This is a genomic window from Streptomyces mangrovi (assembly GCF_900114215.1).
In the GTDB taxonomy this organism is placed as follows: domain Bacteria; phylum Actinomycetota; class Actinomycetes; order Streptomycetales; family Streptomycetaceae; genus Streptomyces; species Streptomyces barkulensis.
In genome coordinates this window covers 38,362-55,619 of record NZ_FOSG01000015.1, presented here as the reverse complement: position 1 = coordinate 55,619, position 17,258 = coordinate 38,362, and the positions used below count along the sequence as shown (strand labels likewise).

General features: G+C 71.5%; 18 protein-coding genes. 12 read left to right on the top strand and 6 right to left on the bottom strand.

Features of this window, described 5'->3' with window-relative positions; translation table 11 throughout:
* The first annotated feature begins 85 nt into the window (after positions 1 to 85).
* From BM237_RS20065 to BM237_RS20040, 6 genes are all read left to right on the top strand, one after another.
* Entirely contained in the window at positions 86 to 1,612 is a 1,527-nt protein-coding gene (locus tag BM237_RS20065) for an ABC transporter ATP-binding protein (protein WP_245793838.1), read from the top strand.
* A complete protein-coding gene (locus BM237_RS20060; RefSeq protein ID WP_093851095.1) occupies positions 1,609 to 2,745 on the top strand; it encodes an ABC transporter permease in 1,137 nt (378 codons plus the stop codon). The genes BM237_RS20065 and BM237_RS20060 overlap by 4 nt, the downstream gene beginning before the upstream one ends.
* Positions 2,742 to 4,007: an ABC transporter permease gene (locus BM237_RS30055; RefSeq protein WP_093851094.1), complete on the top strand. Its 1,266-nt coding sequence runs from the start codon at positions 2,742 to 2,744 to the stop codon at positions 4,005 to 4,007. The genes BM237_RS20060 and BM237_RS30055 overlap by 4 nt, the downstream gene beginning before the upstream one ends.
* Entirely contained in the window at positions 4,007 to 4,453 is a 447-nt protein-coding gene (locus tag BM237_RS30050; protein WP_093851093.1) for a cytidine deaminase, read from the top strand. The genes BM237_RS30055 and BM237_RS30050 overlap by 1 nt, the downstream gene beginning before the upstream one ends.
* Positions 4,454 to 4,496: 43 nt before the next feature.
* Complete coding sequence (locus tag BM237_RS20045) at positions 4,497 to 5,783, top strand: thymidine phosphorylase (protein WP_093851092.1); 1,287 nt, start codon at positions 4,497 to 4,499, stop codon at positions 5,781 to 5,783.
* A gap of 67 nt (positions 5,784 to 5,850) precedes the next feature.
* Positions 5,851 to 6,381 (top strand): hypothetical protein, encoded by a 531-nt coding sequence (locus BM237_RS20040; protein ID WP_245793806.1) that lies wholly within the window; start codon positions 5,851 to 5,853, stop codon positions 6,379 to 6,381.
* Positions 6,382 to 6,518: 137 nt separating this feature from the next.
* Here BM237_RS20040 and BM237_RS20035 read toward each other — a convergent pair whose 3' ends face one another.
* Complete coding sequence (locus BM237_RS20035) at positions 6,519 to 7,211, bottom strand: fascin domain-containing protein (RefSeq protein WP_093851091.1); 693 nt, start codon at positions 7,209 to 7,211, stop codon at positions 6,519 to 6,521.
* Positions 7,212 to 7,947: 736 nt separating this feature from the next.
* Here BM237_RS20035 and BM237_RS20030 point away from each other — a divergent pair.
* Positions 7,948 to 9,348, top strand: a complete 1,401-nt coding sequence (locus BM237_RS20030) for an alpha/beta hydrolase (protein ID WP_139238134.1) — start codon at positions 7,948 to 7,950, stop codon at positions 9,346 to 9,348.
* Between the two features lie 100 nt (positions 9,349 to 9,448).
* Here BM237_RS20030 and BM237_RS20025 read toward each other — a convergent pair whose 3' ends face one another.
* The 3 genes from BM237_RS20025 to BM237_RS20015 all read right to left on the bottom strand — a co-directional run bounded on the left by BM237_RS20025 (position 9,449) and on the right by BM237_RS20015 (position 11,020).
* The gene (locus BM237_RS20025) at positions 9,449 to 10,003 is read right to left on the bottom strand and encodes a GNAT family N-acetyltransferase (protein ID WP_093851089.1); all 555 of its coding nucleotides are present in this window, start codon (positions 10,001 to 10,003) and stop codon (positions 9,449 to 9,451) included.
* A gap of 159 nt (positions 10,004 to 10,162) precedes the next feature.
* Positions 10,163 to 10,534, bottom strand: coding sequence for a DUF2750 domain-containing protein (locus BM237_RS20020; RefSeq protein ID WP_093851088.1), 372 nt, complete (start codon positions 10,532 to 10,534; stop codon positions 10,163 to 10,165).
* Positions 10,535 to 10,819: 285 nt separating this feature from the next.
* Positions 10,820 to 11,020, bottom strand: a complete 201-nt coding sequence (locus BM237_RS20015) for a DUF397 domain-containing protein (RefSeq protein WP_093851087.1) — start codon at positions 11,018 to 11,020, stop codon at positions 10,820 to 10,822.
* Positions 11,021 to 11,050: 30 nt separating this feature from the next.
* On the opposite strand from BM237_RS20015, the gene BM237_RS20010 reads away from it, so the two are divergent.
* The 4 genes from BM237_RS20010 to BM237_RS19995 all read left to right on the top strand — a co-directional run bounded on the left by BM237_RS20010 (position 11,051) and on the right by BM237_RS19995 (position 13,959).
* A complete protein-coding gene (locus BM237_RS20010) occupies positions 11,051 to 11,380 on the top strand; it encodes a hypothetical protein (protein ID WP_245793804.1) in 330 nt (109 codons plus the stop codon).
* Positions 11,381 to 11,539: 159 nt separating this feature from the next.
* Positions 11,540 to 11,932 (top strand): IS200/IS605 family transposase, encoded by a 393-nt coding sequence (tnpA, locus tag BM237_RS20005; protein WP_107415244.1) that lies wholly within the window; start codon positions 11,540 to 11,542, stop codon positions 11,930 to 11,932.
* Positions 11,929 to 13,149, top strand: a complete 1,221-nt coding sequence (locus BM237_RS20000) for an RNA-guided endonuclease InsQ/TnpB family protein (protein WP_093851085.1) — start codon at positions 11,929 to 11,931, stop codon at positions 13,147 to 13,149. The genes tnpA and BM237_RS20000 overlap by 4 nt, the downstream gene beginning before the upstream one ends.
* Positions 13,150 to 13,419: 270 nt before the next feature.
* On the top strand, positions 13,420 to 13,959 hold the full coding sequence (locus tag BM237_RS19995; protein WP_245793834.1) for a Uma2 family endonuclease: 540 nt from the start codon (positions 13,420 to 13,422) through the stop codon (positions 13,957 to 13,959).
* A gap of 34 nt (positions 13,960 to 13,993) precedes the next feature.
* Here the strand turns inward: BM237_RS19995 and BM237_RS19990 are convergent, their stop codons facing one another.
* On the bottom strand, positions 13,994 to 15,244 hold the full coding sequence (locus BM237_RS19990) for an MFS transporter (RefSeq protein WP_093851084.1): 1,251 nt from the start codon (positions 15,242 to 15,244) through the stop codon (positions 13,994 to 13,996).
* A gap of 35 nt (positions 15,245 to 15,279) precedes the next feature.
* On the opposite strand from BM237_RS19990, the gene BM237_RS19985 reads away from it, so the two are divergent.
* Entirely contained in the window at positions 15,280 to 16,311 is a 1,032-nt protein-coding gene (locus BM237_RS19985) for a LysR family transcriptional regulator (RefSeq protein ID WP_093851083.1), read from the top strand.
* A 49-nt stretch (positions 16,312 to 16,360) separates the two neighbouring features.
* Here the strand turns inward: BM237_RS19985 and BM237_RS19980 are convergent, their stop codons facing one another.
* Entirely contained in the window at positions 16,361 to 17,116 is a 756-nt protein-coding gene (locus BM237_RS19980) for an alpha/beta hydrolase (RefSeq protein WP_093851178.1), read from the bottom strand.
* Between the last annotated feature and the right edge of the window lie 142 nt (positions 17,117 to 17,258).

Genomic DNA, 17,258 nt, shown 5'->3' with positions numbered 1-17,258 from the left:
CAACGCGTCCAGCAGTCCTCCCGCCGTCGAACTGACCGGGATCACCAAGCGCTTCCCCGGTGTCGTCGCCAACCACGACATCCACATGTCCGTCCGCAAGGGGACCGTGCACGCCATCGTCGGCGAGAACGGCGCGGGCAAGTCGACCCTGATGAAGATCCTCTACGGCATGCAGAAGCCGGACGAGGGCACCATCGCCGTCGACGGCCAGGAGGTCGCCTTCTCCGACCCCGGCGACGCCATCGCCCGCGGCATCGGCATGGTCCACCAGCACTTCATGCTGGCCGACAACCTCACCGTCGCGGAGAACACCGTCCTGGGCAGCGAGAAGCTGTACGGGATCGGTGCGAAGGCCCGTGCCCGGATCAGGGAGATCTCCGAGGCCTACGGCCTGGGCATCCGCCCCGACGCCATGGTGGAGGACCTCGGGGTCGCCGACCGGCAGCGCGTGGAGATCCTCAAGGTCCTCTACCGCGGCGCCCGCATCCTCATCCTCGACGAGCCGACCGCCGTGCTCGTGCCGCAGGAGGTGGACGCGCTCTTCGCCAACCTCCGCGAGCTGAAGGCGGAGGGGCTGACCGTCATCTTCATCTCGCACAAGCTGGGCGAGGTGCTCTCGGTCGCCGACGACATCACCGTCATCCGGCGCGGCACCACCGTCGCCTCCGTCACCCCCGGCGACGTCACCGTCAAGCAGCTCGCCGAGCTGATGGTCGGCGCCGAGCTGCCCTCCCCGGAGACCCGCGAGTCCACCGTCACCGACACTCCCATGCTGAGGGTGAACGACCTCACCCTCACCGGCTACGACCCGGTCGACGGCGCCCGCACCATCCTGGACGGCGTCTCCCTCACCATCCACAAGGGCGAGGTGCTGGGCCTGGCCGGTGTGGAGGGCAACGGCCAGACCGAGCTGATCGAGGCGCTGGTCGGCATGCGCCAGGCCGACGGCGGGACCATCGTCCTCGGCGAGCAGGACGTCACCGGCTGGCCCACCCGACGCCGCCGCGAGGGCGGCGTCGGCTACATCCCCGAGGACCGCCACCGCCACGGGCTGCTGCTGGAATCCCCCCTGTGGGAGAACCGCATACTCGGGCACGTCACCGAACCCCCCAACAGCAAGGGGCCCTGGCTGGACATCAAGGCCGCCCGCGCCGACACCGAGCGGATCGTCGCCGAGTACGACGTGCGCACCCCCGGCATCGACGTCACCGCGGCCTCCCTGTCCGGCGGCAACCAGCAGAAGCTGATCGTGGGCCGCGAGATGAGCCACGAACCCCGGCTCCTGATCGCCGCCCACCCCACGCGCGGCGTGGACGTCGGAGCCCAGGCGCAGATCTGGGACCAGATCCGCACCGCGCGCCGCGCCGGCCTGGCCGTCCTGCTGATCTCCGCCGACCTCGACGAGCTGATCGGCCTGTCCGACACCCTGCGCGTGATGTACCGCGGCCGACTGGTCGCCGAAGCCGACCCCGCCACGATCACCCCTGAGGCCCTGGGCTCCGCCATGACCGGCGCGGCCTCCGGCCGTCTCGACGACGGGGCGGCGCCCGAAACCGCCGCGGCCGCCGACGGGACCGCCGCCACGGGCCGGGACGGGGGAGAGGACCGATGAAGAAGTTCGACAAGGACCGGATGGTCCTGGCCGTCGGCGGGCCGGTGCTGGCCATCGTCGTCGCCGTGCTGCTGACCTCGGTGGTGCTGGTCGCCTCCGGTCTGAACCCCGTCCAGCCGTACGTGCTGATGGCCGAGTACGCGGTGCACGCCGACATCCAGGTGCTCATCGTCAACCAGGCCGCCACGTACTACCTGGCGGCGCTCGCGGTGGCCGTCGGCTTCCGCATGAACCTGTTCAACATCGGGGTCGACGGGCAGTACCGGCTCGCCGCGATGGCCGCCGCCGTCGTCGGCGCCTCGGTCGCCCTGCCCGGCCCCCTGCACATCGTGCTGATCATGGTCGTCGCGATGCTGGTGGGCGGCTTCTGGGCCGGCATCGCCGGCCTTTTGAAGACCACCCGCGGGGTGAGCGAGGTCGTCTCGACGATCATGCTCAACTCCATCGCCACCAGCATCATCGCCTACCTCGTCCTGCCCGCCCAGTTCGGCGAGCAGCGCGGCAACAACCTCACCACCGGGCAGATCCCGGAATCGGGCTGGTTCCCCGGCATCGACCTGGGCGCGGCCGGCGAGATCTACGGCTTCACCGCCGTCGCCGCCCTGTGCGGCCTGCTGTACTGGCTGGTTTTGAACCGCACCCGATTCGGCTTCGACCTGCGCGCCACCGGCGCCAGCCCCAGCGCCGCCTCCGCCAGCGGCGTCGACGCCAGGCGCATGGTGCTCACCAGCATGCTGATCTCCGGCGCGGTCGCCGGTCTGGCCGGCATGCCCGTCCTGCTCGGCGACGCCCACACCTACAGCCTGGACTTCCCCGCGGGCGTGGGCTTCACCGGCATCACCATCGCCCTGCTCGGCCGCAACCACCCCCTCGGCATAGCCTTCGGAGCGCTGCTCATCGCCTTCCTCGACAAGGCGTCGCCGACGCTCGACTACAACGGCTACGAGAAGGAGATCGCCACGATCATGCAGGGCCTGATCGTGATGGCGGTCGTCATCAGCTACGAGTCCGTGCGCCGTTACGGCCTGCGCCGCCAGCAGCAGAAGGTCGGCGAGGAACTCGCCGCCGAGGCCGCCGCCGCGGGCGAGGGCGACGGCACCGGTCCGAAGAACCGCAAGGAGGTGTCGGCATGAGCACCGTCCTCGACAGGCGGCCGGCCGCACAGCAGCCGAAGAAGTCCGCCCGCCGCCGGCTGACCCTGGCCGAGTGGATGCTCGTGATCGCGGGCCTGCTGGTGCTCGTCTCCGCCGTGCGGCTGATCACCGGGGCCCACGGCATCACCTCCGTCGGACAGACCTCCGCCGCCCTGCGGCTGGCCGTCCCCATCGGACTGGCCGGACTGGGCGGCCTGTGGGCCGAGCGGGCCGGTGTGATCAACATCGGTCTGGAGGGCATGCTGATCCTGGGCACCTGGTTCGGCGCCTGGGCCGGCGTCCAGTGGGGCCCGTGGGCGGGCGTGGTCATGGGCATCGTCGGCGGCGCGCTGGGCGGTCTGCTGCACGCGATCGCCACCGTCACCTTCGGCGTCAACCACATCGTCTCCGGTGTGGCCATCAACATCCTCGCCGTCGGCGCCACCCGCTACCTGTCCAGCTTCACCTTCGCCGAGATGGAGAGCGGCACCAGCAAGCAGTCCCCGCCCATCGAGTCGATAGGACAGATCACCGTCCCCGGGCTGTCCGACGCGATGGCGACGCTCAACGCCAAGCACTGGTTCGTCGTCTCCGACGTCGCCGGGCTCGTGGGCGGACTGGTCACCAACCTCTCCCTGCTGACGATCGTGGCCGTCGCCATGATCCCGCTCAGCCGGTGGGTGCTGTGGAACACCGGCTTCGGCCTGCGGCTGCGCTCCTGCGGCGAGAACCCGATCGCGGCCGAGAGCCTGGGCGTCAACGTCTACAAGTACAAGTACATCGCCGTGATGATCTCCGGCGGCTTCGCCGGCATGGGCGGCGCGTTCCTCGCCGAGGTCGCCTCCAACATCTACCTGGAGGGCCAGACCGGCGGACGCGGCTACATCGGCCTCGCAGCGATGATCTTCGGCAACTGGATGCCGGGCGGACTCGCCCTGGGCGCCGGCCTGTTCGGCTACACCGACAGCCTCAACCTGCGCGGCGGCGGCCAGAACGTCCACGCCCTGCTCCTGCTGCTGGCGATCCTGCTGGTCCTGGCCACCGCCTGGGCGATCTACCGGAAGAAGTACCTGACCGGCGCGGTCGCGGCGGTCTGCGGCCTGGTGCTGTTCGTCTGGTACTCCTCGGTGGACCAGGTGCCCAGCCAGTTCGTCAGCGCCGCCCCGTACGTCGCCACGCTGCTGGTGCTGGCCATGTCCGCGCAGCGGCTGCGGATGCCCAAGGCCAACGGGCACGCCTACCGGAAGGGCGAGGGCAAGTAGTGAGCGACTCCCCCGCGACCGGCGCCGGCCGGGCCGACTGGCCGGCGCTGCGGGAGCGGGCCCGGGAGCTGATGTCCCGGGCCTACGTCCCGTACTCCAAATACCCGGTCGGCGCCGCCGCGCTGGTGGACGACGGCCGGATCGTCGGCGGCTGCAACGTGGAGAACGCCTCCTACGGAATCGGGCTGTGCGCCGAGTGCGGCCTGGTCTCGGAGCTGGCCGCCACCGGCGGCGGCCGACTGGTGGCCTTCACCTGCTGCGACGGCCGCGGCGAGATCCTCATGCCGTGCGGCCGCTGCCGCCAGCTGCTGTGGGAGCACGGCGGCCCGAACCTGGCGGTCGACACCGCCTCCGGCGTCCGGCCGCTGTCCGACCTCCTGCCGGACGCCTTCGGCCCCGAGCACCTCGCCGGCGCGGACGGCCCCACCGGCTCCACCGGCCCCTGACCCGCGCCCGGCGCACCCGACCCCCAAGGAGCGACACCCCCCGATGGACGCCATCTCCGTCATCCGCACCAAGCGCGACCGGGGCCGCCTCGGCGACGCCCAGATCGACTGGGTCATCGACGCCTACACCCGCGGCGAGGTCGCCGACGAGCAGATGTCGGCCCTGGCCATGGCGATCCTGCTCAACGGCATGGAGCGCGAGGAGATCGCCCGCTGGACCGCCGCGATGATCCACAGCGGCGAGCGGATGGACTTCTCCACCCTGCCCCGCCCCACCGCCGACAAGCACTCCACCGGCGGCGTCGGCGACAAGATCACCCTGCCGCTCGCCCCGCTGGTCGCCGCCTGCGGCGCCGCCGTCCCCCAGCTCTCCGGCCGCGGCCTGGGCCACACCGGCGGAACGCTGGACAAGCTGGAGTCCGTTCCCGGCTGGCGGGCGCTGCTGAGCAACGACGAGATGATGGACGTCCTGCGCTCGGTCGGCGCGGTGATCTGCGCGGCCGGCGACGGACTGGCCCCGGCCGACAAGAAGCTCTATGCCCTGCGCGACGTCACCGGCACCGTCGAGGCGATCCCCCTGATCGCCTCCTCGATCATGTCCAAGAAGATCGCCGAGGGCACCGGCTCGCTCATCCTGGACGTCAAGGTCGGCTCCGGCGCGTTCATGAAGAACCTGGGCGACGCCCGCGAACTGGCCTCCACCATGGTCGGGCTCGGCACCGACCACGGGGTGCGCACCGTCGCCCTGCTCACCGACATGTCCACCCCGCTCGGCCTGACCGCGGGCAACGCCCTGGAGGTCCGCGAGTCGGTCGAGGTCCTGGCCGGCGGCGGCCCGGCCGACGTCGTCGAGCTGACCCTGGCGCTGGCCCGCGAGATGCTCACCGCCGCCGGACTGCCGGACGCCGACCCCGCCAGGGCGCTCGCCGACGGCTCGGCCATGGACCACTGGCGCCGCATGATCGCCGCCCAGGGCGGCGACCCGGACGCGCCCCTGCCCACCGCCCGCGAACGGCACACCGTGACCGCCCCCGCCTCCGGCGCCCTCACCAAGCTGGACGCGTACGCCGTCGGCGTCGCCGCCTGGCGCCTGGGCGCGGGCCGCGCCCGCAAGGAGGACCCGGTGCAGGCCGGGGCCGGCGTGGAACTGCACGCCAAGCCCGGCGACCGGGTCACCGCCGGCGCCCCGCTGCTGACCCTCCACACCGACACCCCCGAGCGCTTCGACTACGCCCTCGAAGCGCTCACCGGCGACGCGATCGGGATCGCCGGGGACGCCGAGGGCGCCGCCTTCGCCCCGACCCCCCTGATCCTCGACCGCATCGCCTGACACCCGCCCGTCCCCGCCACCCGCCCCACCGCACACCGTGCCGGGGGCGGGTGGCATCCTTCTGCGGGTGGAAAACCGCTCCCGCGCCCGGGTCCGGCGGCGGCTGCGGTCGCTGGCCGCCCTGGAACTGCTCAACGTCCCGCTCCAGGCCTTCCTCTGGTTCGGAATGCTCTTCCTGCCGGTGACGGCCGCGAACACCGTGGGCTTCGGACTGTTCGTCCTCCTCCTTCTGGAAGGCGCCGGATACTGGCTGGCCAAGCTCCGCCAGATCGAGGCTCCGGGAGCACCGCTTCCCGCCGCCGGGGTCTTCGCCGCGGCCCGCACGGCCAACGCCGTACTGCTGGCGGCCGGAGTGCTGTTCACCGCCCGGGCGGTGGCGGACGACCCCGGAAGCGGCACCTGGCCGGGGCTGGGATTCGCGCTGTTCGCGGTCCTGGAGCACGTGAACTACTTCCATCTCCAGCTCATGTACGACACCGCAGCGGATCTGCGCATGCTGCGCCGGCACGGCCCGCGCCGCTCCCACCTCTCACGCGACCTGGCCGCAGCCCGGGACCGCCGCTCGCGGAAACCGTCCCCGGCGAGCCCGGAACCGTAGGCCCGACGCCGGTGGCGCGACGTGGTCACGAATGCGGACCGGGACCGCCCGCGTCCGCCGAGGGCACCTGTCCTCACGGAGGCGCCCGTACCCCCGGGACGTGGGGTACGGGCGCTTTCCGTCCGTCCGGCCGGGGCTCAGGCACCCAGGTCGTAGAGGACGAACTCCTCCCAGGAACCGCCGATCTCGGCGGAACGGGCGCGCAGGGCGTACTGGAGCGAGCCGGTGTAGCCGTTCTCCATGGCGACGAACAGGCCGTTCAGCGTGGACTGGAGCGCCCAGCGGTCCAGCTCCGCGTTGTAGTACACGACGAACCGCTCCCAGCCGCCCACACCGGTGGAGCGGGCGCGCAGCAGGTTCTGGGAGCTGCCGGTGAAGTTCTTCTCCACCGCCACATACAGGTCGTTGGCCAGCGACCTCAGGGCGTAGGTCTCGGTGGTCTCGTCCCACTCGAAGGCGAAGCCCTCCCAGGAGCCGCCGTACTCGGCGGAACGGGCCCGCAGCGCACCGGTGTTCGGAGCCGGGTAGTTCTTCTCGGTCGCGACGAACCGCTCGTTGCGGACCGACTGCATCGCGATGAGGGAGAGTTCGTCCGCTTCCGAGCCCTGCTCGGTGAGGTCCTGCGCGGCGGCCTGGGGGGCGGAGGAGCGCTTGCCGTCCGCCCCGCCGTTCAGGGCGGCCACCTCGTCACCCTCGACCACCTCCCAGCCGGCCGGTACGGCGGTCCGCACGGTGGCCGGGCGGCCGGTCTGCGCGGCGGCCGCGGCCGCCGGGGCGGTCAGCGCGGAGGCCCCCACCAGAGCGCTCAGGGCCAGAAGAACGGAGGTCATGCGTCGCACGGGTCGTCCTCACCTTCGGTGAATCGGTGGTGATTCCGGGGCGGCGGAGAAGCGAAATCGGCGCCTTCGGGCGCCTGCGTGTGCCGGAACGCGCGATTTCCCGCGCGGCGATTTCCCCCCGGCTCCACTGCCCCCCGGAACCGCGATCGGAACGCCCTCCCCTCGGACGCTCCCGCGGTTGCCCCGCGCTGATCCACGAGGCGGCGCCAGACTATCGGCGGACGCCACTCTTCAGCGGGCTCATTCCGTTCGATTTTCGAATCGGAAAGGAATTCTCTCGGTGAGACCGGTTCCGCAACCTCGGGTTAACGCGGAGGGGGGCGTTTGTTTTCCGGGTGCGGGTGCGGGTGCGGTGGGGCCGGGTGCGCGTGGGGGTCGGGGCCGGTCCGGGGCGAACATTCCGGACGGTATTATTTACGGCCGTTGCCGTGCACCGTTCCGCGAAGCGCCTATTGGCCGCAAATAATACTTGAGTGTCCGGAACGTCCGCCCCTCCCCGTCCCCTCCCGCCGTCGCCCGGTTGCGGGCGCGGGGTGGCGCGCGCACTGGCCACGGACGCGAGGTGGTACGGACCTGTCGCCCGGCTGCGGGCGTGAGGCGAAGACGCTTGCCGCTTCCGTCGGCACCGCTTCCCGGCGGTCTCGTCTCCTGCTTCGCGCGATACAGTCGGCCCTCGGTCCATTGGCCTCCCGGATGCTCCGACCTCGACCTAGGACACCTGTTACCAGTGCGACGCAAGCGCGGCATGCCGGGGGCGCGTAACCCCGGCCGCGCCACGGCCGTCCGCTGGTTCGCCGGCGTGGCGGCCCTGGCCGCCGTCGTCCTCGCCGGCCTGCATCTGTACCGGGCTGACGAGCGCGGGCAGTCGACAGCTCCCAAGCCTCAGCCGTGTGCCGAAGAGAGCGTCCGCTGTCACCTGCTCTCCACGGGAGTGTGGACGGTGATCTACACGCCCCCCGGCGAGGAGGGCGCGCCGGTCATTCGCACATCCGGGGAACGAGGCGGACTGGTCCTCTGGGACCCGGGGAGGCCCGGACTGCGTCCACTGGACGCCGTGTCCGCCCGATCGCTTCTTCCTTCCTGGCTGCGCCACCGGGCGGTGGCCACATTCATCGAGCCCTGGGCTGTTCACGGGGTCAGCGCCGAATGCCTCGAAACCGTCACGGACGTATCGACGGGCGGCGAACTCTCGGAATGGCAGACGAAGAACTGGTCCGACGATTTCCGGAACTCCTGCGACATGGACCTCTACAGCCTCGACCGTGCGGAATACCAGGAGTCGTTCAAGGAGCTCGTCGAGAAGGAGGGGGAGATATCGGGGGTGTACGCGCAGTCGTTCGGGGCGGTCCGGGCAACGGCCGTGATGCCCGAGCTGGAGCGCGCCGGCGGCTGGGTGGTGATGGACGCTCCCGCGCCTCCGCCGGGCACGTCCGCGACCACGCTCATGGTCGAGCGGAGCCTGGCGGTGGAGGCGGGCTTGCAGGACGTCATGGAATGCGATGAAAGCGATGCGGCCTCCGACTGCCGGAAGGAGCTTCACCGGACGCTCCGGGACATGGGCTACGACGGCACGCAGACCGGTCTCGCCGACGGCGCCGAGGAGTACGAGCGGATGACCGCTCTCTTCTCTCTCTCCCGCGACCTCGGAAAAAACGCTGAACCACTGCGCGAGATCCTGATCAGTTGGCCGGATATCGGCAAGGCGGGCAAAGGGGTCGTAGAGTCCAGCAGCCGTAGCTACACCCGCCGTGACCGTGACGGCCAGGTGCTCCCGGAGTTTGTGGGGTACCTCGCCAATGTCTGCACGGCGTACCGGGGGTGGGGGGTGGGCGCGGGGTCGCCGGAGAGGAATCCCCTCGGAGCCGCGCTCTCGGGCATGCACCGTCCGTGCTCGGTGATGCCTGCCGGTGCGGACTCCACATGGACGATGCCCGATAAGAAGGAAACACCGAGACTGCTTCTCCTCGTGAACCCCCTGGACCCGGTCAACCCGCCTCATGCGGCGGAAGCATGGGCCGAGAAATACCCTGACGCCGACCGTCTGGATTACAGGTATCCAGGCCACACGAAGGCGCCCGAGGAACTCGACGGAGAGGTTTCCGCCTGGGGCACCGGATCGGTCGGCTGACGGGCCGCAGCGGCGGCCGTAAGCCATGCCGTCCGGCGCGCTGCGGGGTGCGGGTCGGCTTCCCGCATGCCGTACCGCATCTTCCGTGCACATGCCCCTGCTACCGCGGCGAATGTCGGACTCTCGTACCGCGGGCGATCCGGTACAGCACGTTCGGGCGCAGTGGTCCTTCGGGTGCGGCGGGGTCGTCGAAGTCGTCGGCCGGGTCCCGGGTCATACCGATCCGGCGCATGACCGCCTGTGAACGAAGGTTGGTGGCTGTGGTCACGGCGAGGACTTCGGGAAGCTCGAGCGTGTCGAAGCCGTAGGCCAGTACCGTCAGTGCGGCCTCGGTGGCGTAGCCCCGGCCCCAGGCCGACCGGGCGAGCCTCCAGCCGATCTCCACTCCGGTGAACGGCATGCCGTCATCCACTTCGTCCAGGCCCGCAAAGCCGATGAACTCGCCTGTGGCCTGCACCTCGACCGCCCACCACCCGTAGCCTCGCCGGTCGAAATCGGCCTGGAACAGTGCCACAGAGGCATCGCTCTGTTCACGGTTGAGTACATCGCCCAAGTGCTCGCGGACCTCGGGATCGGCGTTCATCGCCGCCCATGGTCCGAGGTCGCAGTCACGCCATCGACGAAGGAGGAGGCGATCGGTATGCAGTTCGGCCATGCTGCCCAGCCAACGTGAGCTCTCCCTCCGGGGCAATCCCTTTTCCAGGGCGACACGGCTGCGCGGACAGGGCATCCGCGGCTCGCCTCCAGGCTGAACGAAGCGCCCTGACCCGGACTGCGCTTCGGACCGGGCCTGATCTGCCGATGCCGCCCGCGCTCATTCCGATGGTGCATGCGGTGCCGGTAAGTCGGCGGCAACGAGGCGATTGAGCGTCTCTGCGACGGTGAAGCTCCACCCCACAAGACGAGGACCTGACCAGTTGATCCCGATCAGCAACCCGTCCTCGGCGGCAGAGGGCAATTCGCCCTCCCGCCACTGCTCCAGGGGCATCGACGTCATCCACAGCCCGTGACCCCACACACGTGCCGCCCGGGTGGCACGCGCGGAGGTGGACCAGAACGGCAGGCTCCGTGTGCCGTCGGAATCCCGAGGCGCCGGGCTCCCCTGCTCGTCCTGCACGAACCAGACCGTCCGGTTGCGGGGGACGTCCCGGAAGAAGGCTGCGGCCTGCGCACCACTCTGGCTCATAGCCACCGCAGCGTAGCGGCGACCGCTGGCCAACCGACCTGTAGGGGCGAGCGCTGAGCGTTGCGGTACCGCGCGACGGACAGCCGGGAACCAGCCGCACCCGGGCGACGGCGGGAGGGGACGGGGAGGGGCGGACGTTCCGGACACTAAAGCGTGATTTGTGGCCAATCGCCGGTCCAGGCAACGGTGCACGGCAAGGGCCGTAAATCATGCCGTCCGGAATGTTCGCCCCGGACCGGCCCCGACCCCCGCACGCACCCGGTCCCCGCCGCACCCCGGTCCAGGTCAGGAACCGGTGAAGCGGTCGAGCTCGCCGGCCTTCACGCTGCGTATGAAGGTTCTCAGGCTCTCGGGCGTGGTGGTGAGGATGCTGCCGGGGTGATCGCTTTCGCGCAGCTTGATGGTGCCGTCGTCGCTTGCGGTGACGTAGACGCAGTTGGCGGCCTCAGCGCTGTAGGTGGACTTCTGCCAGTAGAGGTCGGGCATGCTCGCTCCTCAGGTCTCCTGGGAGGTTCGGTGAGCACCGTGCCGATGCAGAACGACGACTCCGGAGCCGCAGGCTCGGGGCGCTTCGAGGAGGAGTTGCGGGCGATGGTCGTGGAGCTCGCGCCGCGGCAGTTCGCCGTGGTCCAGGTGTGGGAGGCGGGCGACGGGGAGCTGGACGGGTGCGTCGCCGCGTGGGGCACGGTGTACGAGGACGGGCGTACGCAGGTGAGCGGCGCCGACGGCGCCTCGCGGCTCGTGCTCGGCTCGCCGGAGCGGGCCGTGTGGTGGTTCGGGCGGGAGACGGGCGTCACGGCCCGGCTCGTCTGGCTCGCCGCGCCCGAGCGAACCGCCGCTGCCTGACCTGCGAGGTTTCCCGTTCGGGTGAATGGGGAGAGGTAGACCCGCGCGGGGTGCGTTGGGCATGCTGGGATCGGTGACGCACCGATAGAGGAGACCGTCATCAGGGTCCAGCCGGGAGAAGCCTCACTTCAGCGCGGTGGGGAGGACTTCTCCGCCGATGTGTACGACCTCGGGCTCCACGTGGTGTGGTGCCCGAAGTACCGCCGCCCGGTCCCGGAGGGCCGGGTTGTGGCACGCCTGGAGGAACTGATCCGGGCCAGGGCCGATGAACAGGGGTGGCGGATCGTGGCGCTCGAGGTCATGCCCGACCACGTCCATTTGTTCGTCCAGCACGATCCGAAGTCCTCGGCCTCGTACGTAGCCAACCAGTTCAAGGGCTTCACCTCCCGTGTACTGCGCGAGGAGTTCCCGCACCTGAGGTCGCGGATGCCCACGCTGTGGTCGTCGTCGTACTTCGCGGCATCGGCCGGCGCCGTATCGGTGAACACCGTGCGCCGATACATCGACACCCAGTGGAAACGTCCCGGAAAGCGGCCGGGGGACGGCTCGTGATCCGCGCGTACAAGTTCCTGCTGCGCCCCACCGCCGGCCAGGAGCAGGCCCTGGCCGAGATGCTGGCCGACCACCGCTCCCTGTACAACGGCGCGCTGCAGGAGCGGCGGGACGCCTGGCGGCACGCTTCGAAGACCACCGTCCGGTACGGCGACCAGTCCGCGCAGCTCAAGGAGATCCGGGCGTTCGACCCGGAGTGGCAGGGGCGCTGGTCGTTCTCCTCGCAGCAGGCGACCCTGCGCCGTCTGGACCAGGCGTTCGCCGCGTTCTTCCGGCGAGTCAGGGCCGGGCAGGCCCCGGGGTATCCGCGCTTCAAGGGGGCCGGGCACTTCGACACCGTCACTTTCCCCCGTGACGGCGACGGCTGCCGCTGGAACTCCACCCCGCACGATGCGCAGACCCGCCTCCGCCTCCAGGGTGTCGGGCATGTGCGCGTGCACCAGCACCGGCCCGTGCAGGGACGGGTCAAGACGATCAGTATGAAGCGCGAGGGGAGGCGCTGGTACGCCGTCCTGGTCTGCGACCAGGTGCCCGCCGAGCCGTTGCCGTCCACCGGGAGAAGCGTCGGTATCGACCTGGGCGTCACGCACTTCCTGACCACCTCCGGCGGCGAACACGTCGCCAACCCACGTTTCCTCCAAGCAATGGCCGAGGAGCTGGTCGCAGCTCAGCGGCACCTCGCGACGTTCCCCAGGCGCACCCGGCAGCGCACCAAGCGCCACCGCGCCGCCGCACGGAAGGTCGCCAAGCTGCACGCCAAGATCCGCAGGCAGCGCGCCGACTTCCATCACAAGGCCGCTCGCGCGCTCGTCACCGGGAACGACGTGATCGCGCACGAGCGGCTGAACACCGCCGGGATGACCAGAAGCCCGGCACCCCGGCCCGACCCCGACAAAGACGGCGCGTTCCTGCTGAACGGCGCCGCCGCCAAGGCCGGACTCATCCGCGGCATCCTCGACGCGGGCTGGGGGCAGTTCCTGGGAATCCTGGCGAACAAGGCTGAGAGCGCCGGTCGCCGCGTGATCCCGGTGGACCCCCGCAACACCTCGATCACCTGCCCCCCGAGCCGCGGCGGCTGCGGGCACGTGGACAAGAGCAACCATGTCACTCAGGCGGCGTTCCGGTGCACGGCGTGCGGTTTCGCCGCCAACGCGGATCACGTCGGCGCGGCGAACGTCCTCGACAGGGCCGGGCTGGTCCTCTGCGGTGTGGTCTAGGCCCTGTCTGACAAATCCCGCCTGCTCCGCGGCGTCCGGCACGCCCGCTCGCTGCGTTGTCGATCGTCGGCGCAGCACGCTGCGCTCTCCTCCTCCGCCTTGCGATCGCACGCACCGGACGCCGCGGAGCCCGCCCTTCGGGCGGACAGCGCTATTTGTCAGACAGGGCCTAGCCGCGACCGCAGGAAGCCCGCGCGGTCACGCGCGGGTGGAGTCACGAGCGCACTCACCGTCGATCCAGGACCAGGGCACGCCTGCGACTGGGACGACCTGGTCCGCCTCTGGGAGGAGACGGACTGGCCCGAGGGCTGCAGGGTGGAGATCATTGATGGGGTCATCACCGTGTCACCACCGCCCGCCGGTAACCACAACGTCATCGCCGCCAGGCTGCAGCGGCTGCTGGACAGGGCGATTCCCGAGGATTGGTACGTCTACCGGACGCAGGGCGTCTCGATCCCCTTCCGCAGCGGTATCCATGTTCCCGACCTGCTGGTCATGCCGGAGGCTGTGGTCGAGGAGGCCGAGGGCAGCTCCGTCCCGGCGGACGATGCGGAACTCGTCGTGGAGATCACCTCGTCATCCAACGCCCGGCACGACCGGATCAGCAAGCCCGCCGGTTACGCCCAGGCCGGGGTGCCGCTGTATCTGCTGGTCGACCGCTGGGCGCCCGGCGGCCCGACCGTGACGTTGTACGGAGAGCCCAAGGGGGATACCTACCGGGTGCTGCACGCGGGGAAGTTCGGGGACAAGGTCTTCCTCCCCGATCCCTTCGGTCTCACCATCGACACGGGCGTCTTCCCCGTCGGCTGAGCCGGCCGGAAAGACGCCCGCGGGAGGGTGGAGCTCAGCAGGTCCGTGCGACCGCCAGGCGGCGCTGGACCACCGCGCGGCGCGTGGCGTAGAGGGTGACGCCCGCGGCGAGGACCAGGGCGGTCAGGGAGAAGGCGACTGTCGCGCTCCAGCCGGCCGCGTGGTAGGCGATCGCGCCCAGCGTGCCGCCCAGGGAGCTGCCGACGTAGTACGCCATCTGGTAGAGCGCCGAGGCCTGGGCCCGGCCCGTCTTCGCCGTGCGGCCCACCGAGCCGGAGGCGACCGCGTGGCCCGCGAAGAAGCCCGCCGTGACCAGGACCAGGCCCAGCAGTACGGCCGCGAGGCTGTCGCCGAGGGTCAGCAGCAGGCCGGTGGCGGTGGCGCCGATGGCCAGGTAGAGCGCGCCGCGGCGGCCGAGCCGTCCGGTCAGGCGCCCGGCGGCGGCCGAGGAGACGGTGCCGACGAGGTAGATGGCGAAGACCGAGCCGGCCAGGCCCTGGGAGAGGCCGAAGGGCTCGGAGGTCAGCCGGTAGCCGACCACCGTGTAGACCGCGCCGAAGACGGTCATGAACAGCAGGCCGAGGGTGTACAGCCGCACCAGCAGCCCGTCGGACAGATGGCCGCGCACGGTGCTCAGCACCTCGGCGGGGCGCAGTGAGGCCGGGGTGAAGTTGTGCGCCCGGGGGATCAGCAGCCGGTAGGCGAGGGCGCACAGCAGGGAGAGCGCGCCGACCGCCGCGAGCCCGGTGCGCCAGCCCCAGCCCTCGGCGACCCAGCCGGTGAGGACGCGGCCGGTCATCCCGCCGACGCTGTTGCCCGCCACGAACAGGCCGATCGCCCCGACCAGCGCGGCGGGCCGTACCTCCTCCGCCAGGTACGCCGTCGCCGAGGCCGGGATGCCCGCGATCGCCGCGCCCTGCAGGGCGCGCAGCGCGATCAGGACCTCCATGTCGGGGGCGAAGGGCAGCGCGAGCGCGACGGCGACCGCGACCGCCAGGGAGCCCGTCATCAGGGCGCGCCTTCCGAAGCGCTCGGAGAGGGCGGACAGCGGCAGCACGGCCACCGCGAGCGCGATGGTGGCGGCCGAGACGGTCCAGCTCGCCTGCCCCGGCGTCACGCCGAAGTCGGCCGTCAGGGCGGGCAGCAGGGGCTGGGTGGAGAACAGCAGGGCGAAGGTCGCCAGGCCCACGGCGAAGAGGGCGAGGCTGATGCGCCGGGGGGAGGAGGGGAAACGCTCGGGAGAGGCACCTGCGCGGACAGGCGCCCCGGTATCGACGGAAGGCATGTCTCGAACGTACGATCAGGGATCTGATGCGTCCAATGCACAAAGGTGCTGTTCTTTATGCAGGGGTGCATAAGGTGAGCTGGGAGGGTGCTGTGTCACCGGTCGGCAACAGAAAAGACATCTCGGTTACATCCGGCACATCCGGTGACGCACCCCACATCGACCCCGGTTCCTGGGCCGCCGTGCTCACCCCGCGGCTGGCGCAGTTCGTCGCCGTGGCCCGGCACGAGCACGTCACGCGGGCGGCCGGCGAGCTGGGGGTGCCGCAGTCCACGCTCAGCCGGGCGATGGCGCGGCTGGAGGACGATCTGGGGGTCGCGCTGTTCGCGCGGCGGGGGCGGACGGTCGCGCTGACGCCGGCCGGGCGTACGTTCCTGGCCTCGGTGGAGCGGGCGCTGGGCTCGGTGGAGCAGGCGGCGGAGGCGGTGCGGGCGGACGCCGACCCGGCGGCGGGGAAGGTGGCGTTCGGCTTCCTGCACACGCTGGGGTCGGAGACCGTGCCGGGGCTGATCCGCTCCTTCCGCGCCGACCATCCCAGGGTGCGCTTCTCGCTGGTGCAGACGTACGGCGAGGCGATGATCGAACGGCTGCGCGCCGGGGATCTGGACCTGTGCCTGACCTCCCCGGTGCCGGACGCCCCGGATCTGGTCGCGCGGCGGCTGGACGAGCAGCGGCTGCGGCTGGTGGTGCCCGAGGAGCACCCGCTGGCGCGGCGCAGGCGGGTGCGGCTGGCGGAGGCCGCGCAGGAGGCGTTCATCACCCTGGAGCCGGGCTACGGGATGCGGCGGATCTTCGACGCGCTGTGCGCCGAGGCGGGTTTCAAGCCGAGGATCGCGTTCGAGGGGGAGGAGGCCGAGACGCTGCGCGGGCTGGTCGCCGCCGGGCTGGGGGTGGCTCTGCTGCCGCCTCCGGCCGTGCCCCGGCCGGGGGTGCGGGAGCTGGCGGTCAGTCAGCCGCGGGCGGTGCGGGAGATCGGGGTGGCCTGGGTGGACGGCCGCCCGGAGACCCCGCCGGTGGCGGCGTTCCGGGCATTCCTGCTGAGCCGCCGGGGGCGGCTGCTGGCGTAGGGGCGGGGAAGGGGCGCGCAGGGGCGGCCGTGCACGCCGGAGGGCGCGCTCAGTGGCGCAGGGAGCGGCCGAAGCCGGCCGCCAGCGGCATCCGCAGGCCCAGCGGCGGCGGGGCCGCCAGCGCGTCGGCCACCGGGCGGGCGAGGTCCCGGTCGCACAGCGAGCCCAGGGCGAAGTCCTCGGCCAGGGCGAGGACTTCCGAGCGGTGCTGGCGCAGCGCGTGGCCGTCGGTGTGGACCTCGAAGCGGCAGACGTCCGGGTTGATCTTCTTGGCACGTATGGCCAGCCGGTAGGAGCGGTCCGGGCCGGTGTGCTCGTCGTCCGTGCCGTGCACGATCAGCACCCGCCGGCCGGCGAGCTGCCGCACCGGTTCCTCGCCGCCGTCCTCGGACACCTCCGGCAGCCAGGGGGCCAGGGCCAGGACGGAGACCACCGAGGGGTGGCCCGCGGCCCGCAGCGCCGCCCGGGCTCCGATGTCCCGGCCCACCAGGCACACGGGGACGTCGCCGTAGCGGCGCAGGACCTCCTCCAGAGCCCACTCGGTGTCCCGCACCGGGTGGGCGTCCGCGCCGTTCCAGCCGCGGTGGCGGTAGTGGAGGAGGTGCGCGACCACCTCGTGTCCCGTCCCCGCCCGTGCCAGCCGCCGCGCCAGCGGCAGCATCGCCGCCGCGGCCCGGCGGGAGCGACCGCGCGTGCCCGCGGCCGTCCCTCCCGGGAGCAGCAAGGCCACACCCTGTACCGCGTGGTCGTCACCGAACGCCCGCCCCAGCCGCGCATCCCGGCGCGGCAACGCCTGCTGAGTCACGGCGAAAACGATCGCAGAAGCGGGGGTGTACGGGCGGTGCCGGGCGGTCACCATTGGGTATCGAAAGCCGCAGGGTCGCGTCCGGGCGGCGTCCGGGCCGTGTGCGGGCGGGTGCGAGACCCGCCCAAGGGTGATATCTACG